Below are 16,922 nucleotides of genomic sequence, written 5' to 3'. Positions count from 1 at the left end.
AGGCATGCGCGATCCGGGCAGGGACAGCGCCGACGCGTTACACCCCGCAGACCCCGAACGGCCCCGCCGCATCACCCGCAAGGCCGTGCTGCGCGCGGCCCTCGCGGCCACCGCGGCGGTACCCGTCGCCCTCATCGGCGGCCCGGCCCTGGCCCGTACCTTCACCCCGGACGCCGGGCCCGTACCGCTGACCCCGGCGTGCGACGACGGCGACCACCCCACCCCGGAGCAGACCGAGGGCCCCTACTTCAAGCCCGCCTCGCCCGAGCGCACCAGCCTGCTGGAGCCCGGTATGCCCGGCACGCGGCTGACAGTGACGGGCTACGTCTTCGGCCGGGCCTGCCTGCCGGTCACGGGCGCCCTGCTGGACTTCTGGCAGGCCGACGCGAACGGCGCCTACGACAACGTCCGATACCGGCTGCGGGGCCACCAGTACACCGATTCGCGCGGCTCCTTCGCGCTCACCACGATCGTCCCGGGGCTCTACCCCGGCCGCACCCGGCACATCCACGTCAAGGTGCAGGCCCCGGGCCGTCCGGTGCTGACGACACAGCTGTACTTCCCGAACGAGCCGCGCAACCACACCGACGCGATCTTCGACGCCCGGCTGCTGATGGCCGTGCGGGACGGCGGTGGCGGGCGCGAGGCGGCCTTCGACTTCGTCCTGGATCTTCCCCAGGATCCCGGCCCGGGTCCCACGCCGACCGGCACGCCGCCGTCGGGCGGCGCCTGGACGGCAGGGACCGCGTACCGGGCGGGCGAGCGGGTCGTGTACGGCGGCCGCGGCTACGTCTGCCTCCAGCCGCACACGGCGCAGCGGGGCTGGGAGCTTCCGTCCGTACCGGCGCTGTGGCGGGCGGCCTGACCCCTGGGGCCGCACGGGCCCCGGACCGGGCGGATCGAACCGGACCGGACCGGGGCCTGCGGGACTGCGGGACTGCGGGCCTTCGGGGCTGGGTCAGAACTCGACGACCGAGCGGAGTACCTCGCCGCGCTCCATCCGGGCGAAGGCCTCCTCGACGCCGTCGAGAGGGATGGTCTCCGAGACGAAGGCGTCCAGGTCGAGCCGGCCCTGCAGATAGAGGTCGATCAGCAGGGGGAAGTCCCGCTCGGGCAGGCAGTCGCCGTACCAGGACGACTTCAGGGCGCCGCCGCGGCCGAAGACGTCCAGGAGGGGCAGTTCGAGCTTCATCTCCGGGGTGGGAACGCCGACCAGGACCACCGTCCCGGCGAGGTCGCGTGCGTAGAAGGCCTGCTGGTAGGTCTCCGGGCGGCCCACGGCGTCGATGACGACGTCGGCACCGTTGCCGCCGGTGAGGCCCTGGATCGCCTTGACGACGTCATCCGTGCGGCCGTTGACGGTGTGCGTGGCGCCGAGGCCGCGCGCCCATTCCAGCTTCCGGTCGTCCAGGTCCACCGCGATGACCTTCGAGGCGCCCGCGAGCCTGGCACCGGCCACGGCCGCGTTGCCTACTCCTCCACAGCCGATGACGGCGACGGAGTCGCCCCGCCCGACATTGCCGGTGTTCAGGGCCGCGCCGAGGCCGGCCATCACCCCGCAGCCGAGGAGTCCCGCGGCGGCGGGAGCCGCGGCCGGGTCCACCTTGGTGCACTGACCGGCCGCGACCAGGGTCTTCTCGGCGAAGGCGCCGATACCGAGGGCCGGGGAGAGCGGAGTGCCGTCCTCCAGGGTCATGGGCTGGGTGGCGTTGTGCGTGGCGAAGCAGTACCAGGGGCGTCCGCGCTTGCAGGCCCGGCAGTTCCCGCACACCGCTCGCCAGTTGAGGACCACGAAGTCGCCCGGGGCCACGGAGGTGACGTCCGGGCCGACGGACTCGACGATTCCGGCGGCCTCGTGTCCGAGCAGGAAGGGGAACTCGTCGTTGATCCCGCCTTCGCGGTAGTGCAGGTCGGTGTGGCAGACCCCGCAGGCCTGCACCCGGACGAGGGCCTCGCCCGGTCCCGGGTCGGGCACGAGGATCGTCGTCGTCTCCACCGGCGCGCCCTTGCTCCGGGCGATGACCCCTCGTACGCGATGTGTCACGTCGTACCCCGTTCTGTTCGATCGGCCTGGATCAACGAACGTACACGGACGGCGCCCGGTAAGGGAGTTGTGTCACGCTTCGGCGCGCGACCCGGCCAGATCCGGCGGTACCGCGGCGCGAAGTGCCGCGCCGAAGGCGGCCACGGCCGGATGGGCCCCGGCCCCGCTGCGGAAGGCCAGGCCGGTGCGCCGCTGCATCACGAGCCGGGTGAGGTGCACGGCGGGGTCGGCGGGCTCCGCGGCGCCGAGCTGGGGCACGACGGCCACGCCCTGGCCCGCCGCGACCAGCGCGAGCACGGCGGCGAAGTCGTCCATCAGGTGGCGCACCCGGGGTGTGAAGCCGGCGGCCTGGCAGGCCCGGACCGTCATGGTGTGGCAGAGGGTGCCGGGCGTGGCGGTGATCCACGGCGATGCGGCGTGCGCGCGCAGGGCCGCGCCCTGGCCGGGTGGCGGGCAGACCTCCGCGCCGGGCGCCCCGGACATTCCCGGCACCTCGGACGTTGCGGATACCCCGGGCGTTCCGGCCGCGGCGGACGCTCCCTGCGCGGGCTCGGCCAGGTACATCGCCTCGCCGTACAGCGGCTCGGTGGTCAGTCCGGGCTCGCGCTCGGCGGGTACGAAGTCGTACGCGTGGACGAGCGCGACGTCGAGGTCCCCGGCCCGCAGGGCGTGGGCGACCGCCGCCGGGTCGGTCTCGTGGACCATCGGCTCCAGCCCCGGGTGGCGCCGGGCCAGGGCCACCAGGGCGGCCGGAACGATCGTACGGGTGGCGGTCGGGAAGGCGCCGATCCGCAGGGCCCCGGAAAGACCTCCGCGGGCCTCGGCGAGGTCCGCGTCGGCCTGCTCCAGCCGCTCCAGTACTGCCTCCGCGTGGCGGACCAGGTTCTCCCCGGCCGGGGTGAGCCGGACCCGCCGCCCGGTGCGCTCCAGCAGGGGCAGGCCGGCCTCCCGCTCCAGCACGCCGAGCTGCTGGGACACCGCCGAAGGACTGAAGGAGAGAGCTTCGGCCACGGCGGCGATCGTGCCGCGGCGGGCGAGTTCACGCAGCAGGCGCAGGCGCCGTACATCGAGCATCGGCTCAGCTTACGGGTCGGGTAAGAAACGTGAACTGGATTCGGCGCTCGGGGTGCGTGAGGCTCGCGGTCATGGCACAGGACACGGCACAGGACGTGGCACACCCCACGACGCACCCCACGTCACGCCGCACGACACAGGACACGACGGGGAACATCACGGAGGACCCCGCGGGGACCCCCCGGCTGCACGGGATCCACGTACCGCTCGTCACCCCCTACGCGCGCACGGGGGAGATCGCCGCCGGGGACCTGGAGGCGCTCGCCCACGAGGTGCTCGACGCGGGCGCCAGCGGGATCGTCGCCCTCGGCACCACCGGAGAGGCTGCCTGCCTCGACGAGGCGGAGCTCGACCTCGTCACCGACGTGTGCGCCCGGGTCTGCCGGGAGCGGGGCGCCGCGCTGACCGTCGGAGCGGGGGCGGCCGGTACCCGGGCCGCGGAGGCCTCGCTGGCCCGGCTGGCGCGGTGGCCGCAGGTGGATGCGGCGCTGGTCACCGTTCCGTCGTTCGTACGGCCCGCGGCGGCGGGCGTGGCGGCACACTTCGAGCGGCTGGCCGGGGTGAGCCCGGTACCGCTGATCGTCTATCACGTCCCCCACCGCACGGGGCAGCCGCTGGACGCTGCCGCGCTGCGGGCCCTCGGTTCGCTGTCCGGGGTCGTGGGGGTGAAGTACTCCTCCGGCGGGCTCGACCAGGACGCGGTGGAGCTGCTCGGCGACCTGCCGGCCGGCTTCCACGTGCTGACCGGGGACGACGTGTACCTGTCCCCGATGCTGGCGCTGGGCGCGTCGGGCGGGATCCTGGCGTCGGCGCATCTGGCGACGGAGCGGTTCGCCGAGCTGGCGGCGGCCTGGCGCACGGGGGACGTGGTGCGTGCCCGGGCGCTGGGGCACGCGCTGGCCGGACTGGCGGCGGCGGTTTTCGCCGAGCCCAATCCGGCCGTCGTGAAGGGCGTCCTCCACGCCCAGGGGCGGATCCCGACCCCTGATGTGCGCCTCCCGCTGCTGCCGGCCTCGAAGGCGGCGGTGGCGGCCGTACTGGAACGGCTGGCGGCGCTCCGCGAGGCCTTCCCGGCGTAGGGGACCGTACGGGGAGGAAATGCACGCCGGAAAGAGTCCTGGATGGGCGATTTGACCTCTACGTGCGAGTCGCCCGAATGAGCCCACCAGGTACCGGACTTGCCCCTATTGACCCCCGAGCCCCCGCCCCGTGACGTCAGTCACGCGGAACGCCTCAACATCATTTCCCGCACCAGGCCGATTCCCTTTTCCCTGAAAGGGAATCGGCCTTTTCACCGAGATGTCCACAAGGTCATTTCCGGGGCGGATTGCGGGATGTCGATCTATCGGTGGAATTCGGGGCTTGTTCCCGCCCGGCGGGCTCACCTACGGTCACCTCACTCCAGATGGCCAGGCGGCCGAAAACGGCCCCGCCATCCGGGTCTCCGTCCCCCCACGTGAGGAATTCCGCCATGCCTGCAAAGGGTAAGCACCGTCGGCCGAAGCAGAACCCGATCACCCGCAAGCTGGCCCTCGCCGGCACAGGTGGCGCGGCTCTCACGCTCCCGCTGATCAGCGCCACCACCGCAGGCGCGGCCGGGACGAGCGCACCGGCCGCGGTGACCGCCGTCACCGCGGCCACCGCCGCCGTCAACGTGGCGACGGCCCCTCCCACCACGTATTCCGTGGTCGTGGGCGACACCCTTTCGGAGATCGCCGCGGACCACTCCGTCCGTGGCGGATGGAAGCAGCTCTACGAGGCGAACCGTGCCGTGGTCGGCGCCAACCCCTCGGTCATCCGGCCCGGCATCAAACTGAACATCGGCACCCAGGTGAAGGCCGCCACGGCCGCCAAGCCCGCCGTGAAGGCCGCCGCCAAGTCGGCCGCCTCGTACGCGAACAATCTCGACGGGTGGATCCGCGAGTCCCTGGACGTGATGGCCAAGCACGGTATTCCCGGCACCTACAACGGAATTCACCGCAACGTGATGCGGGAGTCCTCGGGCAACCCCAGGGCGATCAACCTCTGGGACATCAACGCCCGCAACGGCATCCCTTCCAAGGGCCTGCTCCAGGTCATCGACCCGACCTTCAAGGCCTATCACGTACCCGGCACTTCGACGGACTCCTACGACCCGGTGGCCAACATCACCGCGGCCTGCAACTACGCGGCCGCCCGCTACGGGTCGATCGACAACGTCAACGGCGCGTACTAGTCGGGCGCCGGGAGGCCGCGGCGCGGAGGAGGATCCGCAGGGGCGCCGCGAGACCGTACCCGACGTCCCGGCGCAGGGCGCCGGCCCCGGCCCGCTCGACGGCCGTCAGCTGGTGGGCCATGAGGTCCGCCATGGTGGCGATGACGGGGCGCAGGCCCGGCTCGGCGAGGTCGAGGATGCCGTCGGTGGCGTCGAGTGCGGCGCGGGCCCGCCGGCTCTCGGCCGCGAGGAGGGCGCGCACGGCAGGGGTGTCGCGCGCCTGTTCCAGGTCGGCCCGGATCACGGAGTGCTCGTCCAGGCGGGCGAGCGGGATGCAGAGCCGGCCGTCGGCGAGGTCGCCGTGGAGGTCGGCGAGGAAGTCGACGCGCTGGGCCGCGTCGACGAACCGCCGCCAGCCGGCGGCCTGTTCGGGATCCGGGCCGCCCTGGTACTGCAGTCCGGTGAAGACCAGCACCCCGGGCCAGGCGTACGCGTCGAGGTAGGCCTGGAAGCCGGCCTCGTCGGCGAAGCCGTCGAAGCCGGCCTCCGCCGTGGCGGCGCCCGCGAGGAACCGGGTCACCCAGTGCTCGGGCAGGCCCCGGGAGTCCACGGCGTGGGCGAAGGCCCGCAACACCGGGTCGGGGCTGTCCTTCGACTTCAGGGCGGTCCCGACACGCTCGGTCAACGCGGCGAGGCCCGCGGCCCGTTGCCGCGGGGTGCCGGTCTCGGCCACGTCGTCGACCAGGTTCATGAAGGCCAGGCCGGCGGCGAGGTACGGCACGAGGGGCGGCGCGGCCAGCAGCCGCAGCGCGAGGTACGGCGCGGGTTCACGACGGAGCACCCGGCGGGCGGCGTGGGTGTAGTCCTGGCGCAGCCGGGTGCCGGATATCCCGGCCGTCGTGAGGGTGGTGCGCCAGCTGGGCATGGTGGTCGTGCTCCTCGAGGTACGCGTGGACGGGGTCCGGTGCGCGGCCGGTGCGCGGCCGGTGCGGGCCCGGGATCAGGTGGCGGTGACCTTCCTCAGGCTCCCGTCGGTCTTCCACAGGACGTAGCCGCCGCGGCCGTACTCGTCGCTGAGGTAGGTGCGGATCGAGGGGACCTGGTCCATCATCCAGGGGTCGACGATGACGTGGCGCGAGGTCGGCTTCTCGACCTTCAGGTCCTTCTTGGACTGATCCAGCATGCCGGGCAGCGCGTCCCAGTTGACCGTGGCCATGTCGATCAGCGGCTCCCCCTCCTCGACCGTGCCGTCCGGTCCCGTGCGCGAGGCGGCGCCGTCCCGGTACTGCCAGGAGTCGACGGTCTCGGCGCCGGCGGCGGTGGGGATGGAGGCGAGGATGTAGCCGTCGTAGAGCGTCATGTCGACGAAGGTGGTCGTCCCCGTCTCCTTCTTGAACGCCTCCAGGGCGGTGCGGACGTTCTCCGGCGTCATCATGCTGCCCTTGGGCGCGTCCGCCTTCTGCGCGCTCGCCCTGGGGGCCGGGGCCGAGGAGGCCGTCCGCCCGGGCGGGGCGGCCGAGGAGGTGGTGTCGCCGCCCTTCGCCTTGTCGTCGCCGGCGTTCCCGTCGGGCAGCAGCTGGACGATGCCGAACACACCGGCCGCCAGGACCGCGGTGAGCGCGGCGCCGATGAGGACGGGGCGCCGGCGCGGGGCGGACCCCACCGGGACGGGCCGGGTGGGCGCCGCGTACGGGGAGGCGCCGGAGCCGTACGGCGGCGGGGTGTTCGGGGTGCTGTTCGGCGCGTACGGACCGAACTGGCCGTACGGGCCGGGCACGGACGGGGAGGCCACGGCCTGGCCGGCCACGGACGCGGCGGCGACCGCCGGCGGGGTGACCGGCGCGGGACCGGACGAGCCGGGGCCCGAACCGTGGCCGGCGCCGGAACCGAGAGCGGCGCTCGCCTCCCGGAGCAGCTGTTCCAGCTGTGCGCCGTCGGGGCGTACGGCCGGGTCCCGCACCAGGAGCCGTTCCAGTACGGGCCCCAGCGGGCCGGAGCGCACCGGAACGGGGATCGGCTCGTCGAGCACGGCGACGACCGTGGCCAGGCTGGTGGCCCGGCGCAGCGGGCTGACCCCCTCCGCGGCCACGTACAGGAGCATGCCCAGCGACCACAGGTCGGAGGCGGCCAGCCCCTCCTCCCCGCGGACCCGCTCGGGCGCGATGTACTCGGGCGAGCCGATCAGCACGCCGGTCGCGGTGAGCCCGGTGGAGTCGTGCAGGGCGGCGATGCCGAAGTCGGTGAGCACCGCCGAGCCGTCCGGGCGCAGCAGCACGTTGGCCGGCTTCACGTCGCGGTGCAGGACTCCCTCGGCGTGGGCGGCGCGCAGCGCGGACAGGACGTCGAGGCCGAGCCGCACCGCTTCCGCGGGCGGCATCGGGCCCGACTCCAGCCGGTCGTGCAGGGATCCGCCCTTGACCATCTCCATGACGATCCAGGGGTGGCCCTCCGCGCCGTCCGCCGGTTCGACGATGTGGTGGATGGTCACGACGTGGGGGTGGGCGAGGCGGGCGAGCGCGCGGGCCTCGCGGACGGCGCGCTCGCGCATCTGATCGGCCAGCCCGGGCTGGGCGGCGGCGGTCGCCGGGTCGGGCGGGCGCACCTCCTTGAGCGCGACCTCTCGGTGCAGGGCGATGTCGCGCGCCCGCCAAACGGTACCCATGCCGCCGCTGCCCAGGGGCGCAACCAGTTCGAAGCGCCCGTCGATCAGCTGTCTGCCGGCCTCACTCGTGTCCATGGCGGAATCGTAGGGGGCGCCGGTGTCAGCAGCGGCGGCGGTCCACCGTCACGGTGCCCTGGACGGTGTCCACGGTGCGGTCGTAGCACCCGCCGGGCGCTTGTGCCCCGTACAACCGGTGGCGGGCGGAGGTGGTGGCGACCGCGTGGCGCTGGTCGCGCGGGACGTTCGCGGTGTTGGTGGCGTCGCCCGTGTACCGGTCGTCGAGCCGGGAGACGTCGACGGTCCGGCCGCCACGCAGGGTGACGGTGTCCGCGCGGTCGCCCAGGGACAGGACGGTGCGCAGGCGGTCGCCGGCGCCGAGGATGGTCTCGCCGTCCATCGTGTAGGTGCGGTCGGTCCGGATGGTTGTCGGGCCGTGCGTCACGCTCTCCCGGTCGGTCCAGGTCGCGTTCAGCGCGTCGTGGTTCTCGCCCTCGGTCCAGCGGTGGGCGGATGTGAGGTGCACGGAGCGGGTGACGGTGGTGGCCACGCGGCCGCGGGAGGTGTTGAGGTACCCGGCGACGGTCAGCCGGTGGTCGCCCCCGGTGTCCACCCGGTGCTGTTCGCCGGGGCCGGCGGGCGTCCAGCGTGAGTGACCCGTCGGGGCGTTCTCCTCGTGCCGGGTCAGGGCGCCGGTGACGACCTGCCGGGCCTCGTCCTGCCACAGCAGCAGGTTCGTGGGGGTGCTCCAGCCGCTCCGGCCGGCCGGCAGCCCGGCGACGGTCACCTCGATGCGGTGCGGGCGGCCGTCGTTGAGGAGGGCGGCGAAGGGTGTGAGGTCGTATCGGAGCGGCTGGACGTCGAAGGCTCGCGGGCCGGGCGTGACATACCAGAGGAAGGGGTTGGACCAGCCACCGGTCCAGACGGTGGGGAAGGGCGCGGCGATGCCGGCGAGCCGGCCGTCGACCGAGATGCGGACCTCACGGTGCGGACCGCCGTCCGCCGGGCAGGAGTACGGGGCTCCGGAGGGGGTGGTCAGGTACCAGTACTCCTCGCAGCCGCCGCCGGAGCCGGTGGCGTACACCTCGGCCACCAGCCGTTCGGTGTTGCGGGGGGTGGTGATCGTGGAGGCGGTGAGGGGCAGGACGCGGTCGGGGGTGTCGGGCGCGGGGGTGCGGGGATCGGCGGCGTAGAAGGTGAGGGTCACCGTGACGTCGAGGACGCCCGTGTAGGTGTCGTCGACGACGTTGCCGATGAGCATCTCGACGGGCTGCGGGCGGGCGAGGGTGTCGCGGTACCGGGTGACGTCCTTCTCGACGGACCAGGTGATGCCGTCGGGTGAGGGCTGGGGCGTGGAGGTGCGCAGGATCTCCACGCCGCCCAGGGAGAGGTGGCCGAGGCGGTCGTACTGGCGGCCCTTGACCTTGCCTTCGAGGCGGAGCACCACCGCGGCCCAGTCGGCCGCGCCGCAGCCGGCGGGGGGCGTGTAGGTGCCGCGGTAGGGGGTGAAGTCGCGGAACTGTGCCTTGGCGAGCGTCACCTGGCAGGAGCGGGTCGCGGGCCGCGCGACGGGTGGCGCGGCGGTGAGGGGGTCGTGCCAGTCGGTGCCGAACTCGGCGGGCGGCGGCGGGTCGGCGCGGGGCAGGCCGTGCGCGGGTCCTGCGGCGGCCAGGGCTCCGGCGGCCAGTGCGAGCGCGCCGAGCAGGCCCGTGATCCTGTGTCGTCTCATGGACCGGCAGTGAAACCCGCGGCGCCTGGTGGCGGCCAGGGCGGGTAGGCCGGACCTGGCCGGTTCCGGCCGGTTCCGGCCGTCGGCCGCGGCAGTACGCCGGGGCCGTCGTCAGCCGCGCAGGACGACCACGCCGTCGTCGTCCGCGTGGACGGTGTCCCCGGCCCGGAAGGTGACCCCGCCGATGGTGACGGGCTCGTCCACGGCGCCGGCGCCGGTCTTGCCGCTCTTGCGGGGGACCGTGCCCAGGGCCTTCACCCCGAGGTCGAGGCCGCCGAGGGCGACGCTGTCGCGGACCGAGCCGTTGATGATCAGGCCCGCCCAGCCGTTGCGTTCGGCCGCGCCGGCGATGAGGTCGCCGACCAGCGCGGTGCGCGGCGAGCCGCCGCCGTCCACGACGAGGACCGCGCCCTCGCCCGGCGTGTGCAGGAGCTCGCGGAGCAGGGCGTTGTCCTCGTGGCAGCGGACGGTCCGCACGGGGCCGGCGAAGAGCCTGCGGCCGCCGAACTGCCGGAAGTCGGTGGTGCAGATGTCGAGGGCTTCGCCGTGCTCGTCGTACAGGTCGGCGGTGGGGACGGGGGTGATGCTCATCGCGGTACCGGTTCCTCGCTGTTCGTTTCTCGTACGTCGCGCCGTGCGGCCAGGGTAGTGGGCCCGGCTGCGGGGGCGGCGGGGGCGGGGCGGCGGGCCGGACAACGGCCGGATCCCGGCGGGCCGGTGCCGCGCGGAAGCCGTGGCGGTGACGGTGGCGGTGGCGGTGGCGGTGGCGGTGGCGGTGGCGGTGGAACGTTTCCGTACGGCGTCACGTGCTCCCCGGCTCAGACGGGCACCCGGCCACTGGGCACGGCCAGTTCGGCGGCGGCCGGTACGCGGGCCGGCGCGGCGCCCGTCGGCGCGGCCGGCGCCCGGGTCAGCAGGACCACGCCGCGCGCCGCCACGAACGCTCCGGCTCCCGCCAGCACCAGCCCCGCCGGCCCGCCCTGGAGGCGTTCGCCGAGCAGGACCGCGCCGATGGCGGCCGCGGCGAGGGGGTTGGCCAGGTTGACCACCGCGAGCGGGGCGCCGAGCCCGCCGCCCCGGTAGGCGCGCTGCGACAGGAACATCCCGCCGACCGCGAACACCACGACGAGCAGGGCCACGGCGACGACCCGGACGCTGAGCAGGGATCCTCCGCGGCCGCCCGCGACGGCCACGGTCTGGGTCAGCGCGGAGGCCACCGCGGACGCCAGTCCGGAGGCCGTGGCGTGCCGCAGCCCCGAGCCCGGGTCCCGGACCGCGGTCAGGAAGAGGATCACCGCGGTGGTCGCCCCGGAGACGGCGAGCGCCTCGGTCAGCGTGAGGCTGTCGTCGGGGGCGGGCCCGGAGGCCGGGAGCAGCAGGAGGCCGAGTCCGGCGACGGTGGCGAGGGTGCCGCGCCATTCGGTGGCCGCCACGCGCCGCCCGGCCCGGCGCGCCCCCATCGGGACGGCGGCCACCAGGGTGAGCGCGCCGAGCGGCTGCACCAGAGTGAGAGGCCCGTAGCGCAGGGCCGCCGCGTGCAGCAGGGCCGCGGCCGCGTTCAGCCCCGCCGACCACCACCAGACGCCGGTGCCCAGCAGCGCCTTGGCGCTGCGCGCGACGCCGGCGCGGGCGAGCCGTTCCTGGGCGACGGCGCCGGCCGCGTAGGCCACGGCCGAGGCGAGGCAGAGGCCGACGGCCAGGACGGTGTCGTTCATTTCCCGGCTCCCACGGCCGCGGCGGCGCTCTTCGGGCGCGGGAATGCGGGTACGGCGCCCTCCGCGCTCTCCCCGCTTTTCGCGCCGCCATCGGCGTCCGCGCCCGGGTCCCTGCCCGTGTCCGTCCCGTCCCGGTCGCTCGCGACGCGCGGCCGCGGGACCAGCAGCAGGGCGCTCCCGAGCAGGGCGGCGGCGACGATCGCGTCGAGCCAGTAGTGGTTGGCGGTGCCGACTATCACCAGCAGGGTCACCACCGGGTGGAGCAGCCACAGCAGCCGCCACCGTGAGACCTTGGCGCCGCGGGTCGCGACGATCATGCCGACGGCGAGCATGAGCGCCCAGCCGAAGTGCAGGGAGGGCATCGCGGCGAACTGGTTGGCCAGGGTGTCGGTGTCCGGCGCGGCCCGGTACACGGTGGGCCCGTAGACCTGTCCGGTGTCGACGAGCCGGGCGACGGGCAGCATCCGCGGGGGCGCGAGGGGATAGGCGAGGTGCAGGACGAGCGCGGCTGCGGTGAGCACCGCGAGCACCCGGCGGGTCCACAGGTAGTGGGCGGGGCGGCGGATGTAGAGCCAGATCAGGAAGAGTGCGGTGGCCGGGAAGTGGACGACCGCGTAGTAGGTGTTCGCGGTGGTCACGAGCGCGTCCCCGTGCAGCAGCAGCCGCTGGACCGCGCCCTCGCCGGGCAGGTGCAGGGCGCGCTCGGCGTCCCAGATCCGGTCCGCGTTGCGGAAGGCCTCTCCGGTGCGGTCGGTCGAGAGCAGCCGGCCCGCCTTGTAGACGGCGAAGAAGCCCACGACGAGCAGCAGCTCGCGTATGAGGCGTCGGCGAGCGGCTCTCGGCCCGCCCGCCGGCCCGGCAGGCGTGGTGTGGGAGGTCATCCCCCGGTCTCTCTTCCTGTTGCGCGCACAGCGACACGCCAGTGTATCGATACATTGGCGTATCGATACGCTCGTGTACCGATACGGTCGCGTTCCCGTACACTTCGAAGCGGAACCCCGTACCCGAGGCGCCCCCCGAGGAGAGCCGCACCCCATGACGTCGACGCCGACCCCCGCGCGCCGCTCCAAGATCACCCCGGAGCGGGAGCAGGAGTTCTACGACGCCGTCCTGGAGCAGCTCCGTGAGCACGGCTACGAGGCCCTGACCATGGAGGGCATCGCCGCCCGGGCCAGCTGCGGGAAGTCCACGCTCTACCGGCAGTGGCGGACCAAGCCCCAGCTGGTCGCCGCCGCGCTGCGCTCAGGCCGGCGGGGCACCCTGGCCGCGGTGGACACCGGGAGCCTGGCGGGCGACCTGCGCGAGGCGGCCCGGATCGCGGCCGGCACCTCCGGCCGGGACACCCGGCTGACGCAGGCCCTCGGACACGCCGTACTGAGCGACGAGGCACTCCAGTCCGCCCTGCGCGAGGCACTGGTCGAACCCGAACTGGCCGCCTTCGACGCAATGGTCGGGCGGGCCGTGGCACGCGGCGAGATCGCCGCGGACCATCCCGCCGTGGAGTTCCTGCCGGCCCAGCTGATGGGCGTGCTCCGCATCCGGCCCGTACTGGAGGGGCGGTACGCGGACGCCGGCTACCTGATCCGGTTCGTGGAGGCGGTCATGCTCCCGTCCCTGGGTCTCGCACCCGACCGTCCCGCCGGCCCGGCACCCGACCGCCCCGCCCGTCCGGCGGCAGGCCGGACCCCCTGAACCGGCGGCCCGTCGTCCCGGTGACCTGACGGCGGCCCGCCCGCGCTGCCTCGTGGGGACGGCGGCAGCGCGCCACCCGGACCGGGCGGCGGCCACTCACCCGAGTGACCGCCGCCCGCTCTGAGCGGCCCCGCGGCGAAGTCCGCCGCATTCAGCGGACCCCGCCCATGGCCCGGGTGAACTCCTCCGGGTCCGCGTCGAAGCCCTCCAGCCGCAGGTGGAACGACCAGGCGCCCGAGGCGTCCCTGGTGAACTCGGCGACGGTGGCAGCGCTGGCGCCGGACACGCCCGCGAAGTCGCCCTGGGCGAGGTCGGTGTACCCCTCCCGGATCCGGAACCCGGTGCCCGCGACATCGGCGAAGGTCTTCGTGCCCTCCGCGCCCCGGCCCGTTCCCGCGCCGGAGTCCTGGATGACCACGCCGATCACCACACGGCCCTTGTCCGCCGCCATCCGGTGCAGTTCGACCGTCATCACCTCGTCGAAGCCGAAGCCCTGACCGGTGTGACTGTCCCGGTTGAGGGTGATGGTCCCGTCCGGCGAGCGGCTGCCGAAGTGGACGAGCTGGACGGGAGCGCCGTGCGGATCGGCGGCCGCGTACACCGCGGCGACGATGTCGAGGTCGTTCGCGGGGGTGCCGGCCGGGCTGGGGTCCCACCGCAGCGCGACCTCCACCTTGGCCAGTCCCTTGCGTACACCGGTCACCGAACTCCCCCTTCGTCTGCGGGTATTGCCCGCCCATGATCCCATGGACGCCCCCTCCCGGCCCGAACGACCGTACGTTCCCGGCCAGTCGGGCCGATCCGGTCGCGTCGGCGCCTCGCGTCGGCTACCAGTCCCCGTCCTGTACGGGCCTGCCCGGCCTCGGGGCGTTCCCGAGCGGCTTGACCTGGCCGGGAGCGGGCTCCACCCACGGGTCGTGGTCGTCACCGAGCCACTCCCCCACCGGCTTGACCCCGCTGAGGGCGTCGGTCGGGGCCAGATCGGTGGCCGACTCGTCGTAGTAGTCGAACCAGGGCAGCCCCGCCTTGGTGTAGGCGGCCCGGTCCACCGGCGAGGGCGGAGCCTCCTCCCCGGTGATATGGCGCCATGCGGGCGGCGGCACCAGGTGTACGAAGACCCGGGCGGCGGGCTCGTCGGCCCAGTCGGAGAGCGGGCGCTCGTCCCGGTAGACCTCCTGGCGCATGCTGCCGCCGACGCCGAGCCCCATCGCGGGGGCCGCGGGCGGACCCGACCTGCTGCCCGGTCGGGCCGAGCGGGGCGCCGCCGCGGGCGCGGGCGGAGCCATCATCGGCGCCGGGACCGGGCCGCCGAAGGCCCCGCCCATGGGGGCCTGCACGGGCGGGCCCCCGTAGAGCCCAGTGCCGCCGGCCGGCGCCGGGGGCGGCGTCAGGCGCGCCCGTTCGGCGCGGTGCCACTGCGCCAGCGCCTCGCGGCCCAGCTCGAACGCCTGGAGTTGCACGCCGCCGGTGGTCTCCTCCCCCGTGACCTGCCCCTCGACCGTGGCACCGAGCCCCAGGGGCACGGCGACGAACTGGCGCACCGTCCCGTCCCCGGAATTGATCCCGTCCAGCCAGGGCTGCCGGGGCAGCACCACGTAGTTCTGCGGGCTGCGCGCCAGGCGACCGCTCCAGCGCTCGCCGGAGACGGCGCACACCTTGCCGACGCCGACCTGGAGCGCGGCGGGCGTCCGGGTCCCGCCGAAGCTCAGCCACATCGCCTCGCGCAGGTACACGGGCAGCATCACGCCGCCCTTCGCCAGCCACTCCGGGGGAACCGTGTCCGGGTGGTCCTCGACCCTGCGCAGGGGGAATTCCCCCAGCCCGGGCGGCAGGGCGTGCGTTCCGGATTCGGGCAGACGCAGGGTCCGTATGAATCGGATCTGCACCCCTTCTCCCAAAAGCAGCGCATTTCCGTCCACCCGTACTGAACCTGTTCCCACACCCGCCCCTTTCTGCTGGTCAGACCCGGTTTCACCGAAGAAATTACGGTCGTGCCGGATCGTTATCCTCAAGTTTCGCTCAAATGTAGTGACGCTAAGGGCGCCCTCTTCCTAGCTTCCTCGTACACATGTCTCGACGTGTCGTACGTTCCCGCGGTTCCACACGCCCGGCGATCCCGGTGACGCGTCCCGCGTTCCCCCAGGAAAGAGTGCAAGCATGAAGGTTCCCCAGGCCGGCGCGGTCGCCGCAGTGATCGCCCTCGCCCTGACCGCCACCGGGTGCGGCGGTGGAGAAGAGGACCAGGGGACCCTTCCCATCGGTATCAAGTTCGACCAGCCGGGTATCGGCATGCGGGAGACCGGCGGCGTCTTCTCCGGTTTCGACGTGGATGTCGCCACCTACGTGGCCAAGGAGCTCGGCTACAAGCCGGAGCAGATCGAGTTCAAGCAGGTCCTCAGCAACGACCGCGAACTGCTGCTGCAGTACAACGAGGTCGAATTCGTCGTCGCGAGCTACTCGATCAACGAGAAGCGCAAGGAGAAGGTCGACTTCGCCGGCCCGTATTTCGTGGCCCACCAGGACCTGCTGACCCGTGCCGACGACACCTCCATCACCAAGGCCGAGGACCTCAACTCCAAGACGATGTGCTCGGTCTCGGGTTCCACGTCCGCCGAGAACCTCAAGAAGAACCTCGCGCCCAAGGCGGCCCTGCTCGAACTCGCCGGGTACTCGGACTGCGTCGTCGCCCTTCAGGAGGGCCGCGTCGACGCCATGACCACGGACAACGCGATCCTGGCCGGGTACGCCGCCCGCAAGGGGAACGAGGGCAAGTTCAAGCTGACCGGCCAGAGCCTCAGCAACGAGAACTACGGCATCGGCGTCAAGAAGGGCGAGAAGGAACTCCAGCGCAAGATCAACGACGCGCTGAAGAAGATGGTCCAGGACGGGTCCTGGGAAGCGGCCGTGAAGAAGAACTTCGGCCCGAACTACAAGTACGACCCGGCGCCGGCGATCACCACCGGCTGACGCACGCGGAACGGGTGGCCGTGACCCTGGGGCAAGGGTCACGGCCGCCCGCGCGTTCCCGCCCGGCCAAGGACCCGGGGCGCGCCGGTCAGACCACGGGGGCCTTGCCGCGCAGCACGGTCAGGAACTCCCGCATCCAGCGCGAGTGGTCGGGCCACGCCCTGGCCGAGACCAGGGTGCCGTCGACCACCGTCTCGGAGTCCTCGAACTCGGCGCCCGCGGCCTTCATGTCCAGCTCCAGCGCCGGGTACGCGGTCACCTTGCGCCCGGCCAGGCTCCCGGCCGCGGCGGTGATCAGCGGGCCGTGGCAGATCTGCGCGATCGGCTTGTCCGCTTCGGCGAAGGCGGCCAGGATCCGCCGCACCTCGGGGTCGTTGCGCAGGTACTCGGGCGCCCGGCCGCCGGGGACGACGAGGGCCGCGTAGTCCTCCGTGACCACGTCCGTGAAGGCCAGATCGGCCGGCCAGGTGTAGCCGGGCTTCTCGGTGTAGGTGTCGAACCCCTCCTCGAAGTCGTGGACCACGAACCGCAGCTTCTTCACCTGCGGCGCCGCGATGTGGACCTCGTACCCCTCCTCGCGCAGACGCTGGTACGGATACAGCACCTCCAGCGATTCGGCCGCGTCGCCGGTCACGATGAGGATCTTCACTGCCATGGGCTGCTCCAGACAAGGCCGTTCACGGTCGGGGCGGCCCCTCGGGGGCCATCGCTACCCTGCCCGCGGTCATCGGGTCGCACACCCTGGCTTCCACGTCCCCGACACATGTTTTTTGCCTGATGGGCACATGACAATGCCATCCTCGTGCCGCCACCTGATCCCCCGCCGATTCCCCGGGCGGGGACGGTGC

At 73.5% G+C, this 16,922-nt stretch carries 16 protein-coding genes; 5 read left to right on the top strand and 11 right to left on the bottom strand.

What is annotated here, in order from left to right:
* Window positions 1–4: 4 nt before the first annotated feature.
* Window positions 5–865 carry a dioxygenase family protein gene (locus AAT21_RS06945; protein WP_167350562.1) on the top strand — a complete coding sequence of 287 codons (861 nt, stop codon included), beginning with the start codon at window positions 5–7 and terminating at the stop codon, window positions 863–865.
* Between the two features lie 93 nt (window positions 866–958).
* Here the strand turns inward: AAT21_RS06945 and AAT21_RS06940 are convergent, their stop codons facing one another.
* Together AAT21_RS06940 and AAT21_RS06935 are read right to left on the bottom strand one after the other, a co-directional pair.
* Complete coding sequence (locus tag AAT21_RS06940; protein ID WP_046775872.1) at window positions 959–2,044, bottom strand: S-(hydroxymethyl)mycothiol dehydrogenase; 1,086 nt, start codon at window positions 2,042–2,044, stop codon at window positions 959–961.
* A gap of 72 nt (window positions 2,045–2,116) precedes the next feature.
* Window positions 2,117–3,118 carry a LysR substrate-binding domain-containing protein gene (locus AAT21_RS06935; protein WP_046775871.1) on the bottom strand — a complete coding sequence of 334 codons (1,002 nt, stop codon included), beginning with the start codon at window positions 3,116–3,118 and terminating at the stop codon, window positions 2,117–2,119.
* Window positions 3,119–3,189: 71 nt separating this feature from the next.
* On the opposite strand from AAT21_RS06935, the gene AAT21_RS06930 reads away from it, so the two are divergent.
* Both AAT21_RS06930 and AAT21_RS06925 read left to right on the top strand, forming a co-directional pair.
* Entirely contained in the window at window positions 3,190–4,197 is a 1,008-nt protein-coding gene (locus AAT21_RS06930) for a dihydrodipicolinate synthase family protein (RefSeq protein WP_079025491.1), read from the top strand.
* A gap of 392 nt (window positions 4,198–4,589) precedes the next feature.
* On the top strand, window positions 4,590–5,333 hold the full coding sequence (locus AAT21_RS06925; RefSeq protein ID WP_046775870.1) for a LysM peptidoglycan-binding domain-containing protein: 744 nt from the start codon (window positions 4,590–4,592) through the stop codon (window positions 5,331–5,333).
* Here AAT21_RS06925 and AAT21_RS34360 read toward each other — a convergent pair.
* The 6 genes from AAT21_RS34360 to AAT21_RS06895 form a co-directional block, all read right to left on the bottom strand.
* Window positions 5,317–6,237: a squalene/phytoene synthase family protein gene (locus tag AAT21_RS34360; protein WP_052757680.1), complete on the bottom strand. Its 921-nt coding sequence runs from the start codon at window positions 6,235–6,237 to the stop codon at window positions 5,317–5,319. The two genes, AAT21_RS06925 and AAT21_RS34360, sit on opposite strands and share 17 nt — an antisense overlap.
* Before the next feature lie 75 nt (window positions 6,238–6,312).
* Window positions 6,313–8,049 (bottom strand): serine/threonine-protein kinase, encoded by a 1,737-nt coding sequence (locus AAT21_RS06915; protein ID WP_046775869.1) that lies wholly within the window; start codon window positions 8,047–8,049, stop codon window positions 6,313–6,315.
* 25 nt (window positions 8,050–8,074) lie between these two features.
* On the bottom strand, window positions 8,075–9,700 hold the full coding sequence (locus AAT21_RS06910) for a peptide-N4-asparagine amidase (RefSeq protein ID WP_046775868.1): 1,626 nt from the start codon (window positions 9,698–9,700) through the stop codon (window positions 8,075–8,077).
* A 111-nt stretch (window positions 9,701–9,811) separates the two neighbouring features.
* On the bottom strand, window positions 9,812–10,291 hold the full coding sequence (rraA, locus tag AAT21_RS06905; RefSeq protein ID WP_046775867.1) for a ribonuclease E activity regulator RraA: 480 nt from the start codon (window positions 10,289–10,291) through the stop codon (window positions 9,812–9,814).
* A 227-nt stretch (window positions 10,292–10,518) separates the two neighbouring features.
* Window positions 10,519–11,415 (bottom strand): DMT family transporter, encoded by an 897-nt coding sequence (locus tag AAT21_RS06900; protein WP_046775866.1) that lies wholly within the window; start codon window positions 11,413–11,415, stop codon window positions 10,519–10,521.
* Window positions 11,412–12,296, bottom strand: coding sequence for a phosphatase PAP2 family protein (locus tag AAT21_RS06895; protein WP_079025489.1), 885 nt, complete (start codon window positions 12,294–12,296; stop codon window positions 11,412–11,414). The genes AAT21_RS06900 and AAT21_RS06895 overlap by 4 nt, the downstream gene beginning before the upstream one ends.
* A gap of 154 nt (window positions 12,297–12,450) precedes the next feature.
* Here AAT21_RS06895 and AAT21_RS06890 point away from each other — a divergent pair, with 154 nt between their 5' ends.
* Window positions 12,451–13,107, top strand: coding sequence for a TetR/AcrR family transcriptional regulator (locus AAT21_RS06890; RefSeq protein ID WP_079025488.1), 657 nt, complete (start codon window positions 12,451–12,453; stop codon window positions 13,105–13,107).
* Window positions 13,108–13,258: 151 nt separating this feature from the next.
* Here the strand turns inward: AAT21_RS06890 and AAT21_RS06885 are convergent, their stop codons facing one another.
* Both AAT21_RS06885 and AAT21_RS06880 read right to left on the bottom strand, forming a co-directional pair.
* Window positions 13,259–13,810, bottom strand: a complete 552-nt coding sequence (locus AAT21_RS06885) for a TerD family protein (RefSeq protein WP_046775865.1) — start codon at window positions 13,808–13,810, stop codon at window positions 13,259–13,261.
* A 124-nt stretch (window positions 13,811–13,934) separates the two neighbouring features.
* Window positions 13,935–15,047 (bottom strand): hypothetical protein, encoded by a 1,113-nt coding sequence (locus AAT21_RS06880; protein WP_046775864.1) that lies wholly within the window; start codon window positions 15,045–15,047, stop codon window positions 13,935–13,937.
* Between the two features lie 217 nt (window positions 15,048–15,264).
* On the opposite strand from AAT21_RS06880, the gene AAT21_RS06875 reads away from it, so the two are divergent.
* Window positions 15,265–16,074, top strand: a complete 810-nt coding sequence (locus tag AAT21_RS06875; RefSeq protein WP_046775863.1) for a glutamate ABC transporter substrate-binding protein — start codon at window positions 15,265–15,267, stop codon at window positions 16,072–16,074.
* Between the two features lie 88 nt (window positions 16,075–16,162).
* Here AAT21_RS06875 and AAT21_RS06870 read toward each other — a convergent pair whose 3' ends face one another.
* Window positions 16,163–16,729, bottom strand: coding sequence for a DJ-1/PfpI family protein (locus AAT21_RS06870; protein WP_046775862.1), 567 nt, complete (start codon window positions 16,727–16,729; stop codon window positions 16,163–16,165).
* Between the last annotated feature and the right edge of the window lie 193 nt (window positions 16,730–16,922).

The sequence above is a fragment of the Streptomyces yangpuensis genome (assembly GCF_001005295.1).
Classification (GTDB): Bacteria; Actinomycetota; Actinomycetes; order Streptomycetales; family Streptomycetaceae; genus Streptomyces; species Streptomyces yangpuensis.
Note: the sequence above shows the minus strand (reverse complement) of the source record. Positions and strands in the feature narration are given on the sequence as shown.

Coding starts and splice junctions, on each gene's coding strand:
- AAT21_RS06930 (WP_079025491.1), top strand. CDS start 3,190: ATGGCACAGGACACGGCACAGGACGTGGCACACCCCACGACGCACCCC.
- AAT21_RS06890 (WP_079025488.1), top strand. CDS start 12,451: ATGACGTCGACGCCGACCCCCGCGCGCCGCTCCAAGATCACCCCGGAG.
- rraA (WP_046775867.1), bottom strand. CDS start 10,291: ATGAGCATCACCCCCGTCCCCACCGCCGACCTGTACGACGAGCACGGC.
- AAT21_RS06900 (WP_046775866.1), bottom strand. CDS start 11,415: ATGAACGACACCGTCCTGGCCGTCGGCCTCTGCCTCGCCTCGGCCGTG.
- AAT21_RS06945 (WP_167350562.1), top strand. CDS start 5: ATGCGCGATCCGGGCAGGGACAGCGCCGACGCGTTACACCCCGCAGAC.
- AAT21_RS06870 (WP_046775862.1), bottom strand. CDS start 16,729: ATGGCAGTGAAGATCCTCATCGTGACCGGCGACGCGGCCGAATCGCTG.
- AAT21_RS06925 (WP_046775870.1), top strand. CDS start 4,590: ATGCCTGCAAAGGGTAAGCACCGTCGGCCGAAGCAGAACCCGATCACC.
- AAT21_RS06935 (WP_046775871.1), bottom strand. CDS start 3,118: ATGCTCGATGTACGGCGCCTGCGCCTGCTGCGTGAACTCGCCCGCCGC.
- AAT21_RS06895 (WP_079025489.1), bottom strand. CDS start 12,296: ATGACCTCCCACACCACGCCTGCCGGGCCGGCGGGCGGGCCGAGAGCC.
- AAT21_RS06915 (WP_046775869.1), bottom strand. CDS start 8,049: ATGGACACGAGTGAGGCCGGCAGACAGCTGATCGACGGGCGCTTCGAA.
- AAT21_RS06875 (WP_046775863.1), top strand. CDS start 15,265: ATGAAGGTTCCCCAGGCCGGCGCGGTCGCCGCAGTGATCGCCCTCGCC.
- AAT21_RS06910 (WP_046775868.1), bottom strand. CDS start 9,700: ATGAGACGACACAGGATCACGGGCCTGCTCGGCGCGCTCGCACTGGCC.
- AAT21_RS34360 (WP_052757680.1), bottom strand. CDS start 6,237: ATGCCCAGCTGGCGCACCACCCTCACGACGGCCGGGATATCCGGCACC.